The organism is Streptococcus sp. ST14 (genome assembly GCF_046098195.1).
In the GTDB taxonomy this organism is placed as follows: domain Bacteria; phylum Bacillota; class Bacilli; order Lactobacillales; family Streptococcaceae; genus Streptococcus.
In genome coordinates, this window is the sequence record NZ_JBJUSF010000059.1 from 1 (window position 1) to 1,536 (window position 1,536).

1 protein-coding gene is annotated in these 1,536 nt (G+C 36.6%); it reads right to left on the reverse strand.

The features are described 5' to 3' along the window. On the reverse strand, positions 1 to 1,496 hold a 1,496-nt coding region (gene blpA / locus ACIY19_RS10760; RefSeq protein WP_409003397.1), incomplete at its 3' end, for a peptide cleavage/export ABC transporter BlpA. Positions 1,497 to 1,536 lie beyond the last annotated feature (40 nt).

Sequence of the window (1,536 nt, forward strand, 5' to 3'; positions counted from 1 at the left end):
GTATCTCGTCCAAAACCATACTTATAAGAAAGGTCATCAAATTCAATATCGCCCATCAAAAAATGTGAATGAACAGGGTTTTCTGGGGTTTGGAACTCAGATTCGACTAGATAGACTTCGTTCAAACGGTTATTAGCGACCTTCGCAGATTGGAGTTTGGTTTGGAGGTTGATAATATTTTCCATAGGAGTTGTAAAGTAAGAAAGAAGTGTATTAAAGGTAATCAGCTGACCGATAGAAATTTTACTCGACATGACTAATTGAGCGCCAAACCATAGGATAAGGATATTCAGAACTAATTTTGTTCCCTGTTTTAAACTCGTTTGTAAAATAGAATACTTACTGAGCTTAAAGGATTTTTCCAAATAATCTACAAATTCGCTGTCTATATTTTGATAGCGATTTTCTTCACTCGTCAGCGACTTTATAGTTTCAATCCCGTTGATATCTTCGATAATGGCAGAGCTAACCATAGAATTACTTTGCATGACATCATGGTTCATTTTTTCGAAAGGCTTCATAAAAGAAAAGATGATGAACATGTATATAGGAATGGAAATAAGAGAAAGAAGGAAGAGATTAGGGTTTTGTGCCAGTAAGACGCCTCCTACAAGAATCAGAATAGAAACATCCAGAAAAAGAGAAAGAATGGTAGAAGCCAAGGCATCTATAATAGAGTTAGCATCTGTGAACCGTGAAATGATTTCTCCTGTACGACGTGTCGCAAAGAAAGACATAGGAAGTTCAAAAATATGGCGAATATAGGATAAAATCACATCAATACTTAATCTCTGACTCAGAACAGTTAGGAGATAATCTCTGGAGAAGCCCATGACTTGTTGGAGGATATAGGTAATAACCAGACCAACTGAGATGATTCCTAAAGTTGATTTCATCTGATTTGGAATGTATTCATCCAAGATTCCTTGGAGATAATAAGAACCACCGATATTGATAATCGTGACCAATAAGCTTGAGAGAACAATATAAGCAATAAGAGATTTTTGTTTGAAAATCAGAGGAAGGAAGCTTAGTAGACCATTCTTTTTATCTTTATGGGGTTGATAGCTAGGTTTGGGAGCTAGAAAAATAGCTACTCCAGTCCATTCAGAGAAAAAGCGTTCTTTTGACATTTTGGTGATTTTTACAGAAGGGTCGGGATCGCCAATAATCAGATAGTCTTTCTTTGTTTGATAGACAACATAGTAATGTTGGAGTTTTCCTTCTTTGTTAACGTGAACGATAAATGGATAGGGGACATCACTCATGTCAAAGAGAGTTTTATCTGCTTGAACAGGTCTTGTTTCAAAGCCCATTTCATTTGCGGCTTTTACAATGCCAAGAGCAGTTGTCCCTTCCTTATTGGTCTTTGCAAGTTCTCTCAAGTGAGCTAGAGAAAAATCTGAACCATAGAATTTAGCAATCGAGGCTAAGGCAGCAACACCGCAGTCTCTAGCATCTATTTGAGGAACAAATGTACGTTTATAAGAAGTCATTGGCAATTCCTTTCATATAGTAGATAGGTATATTATGCCA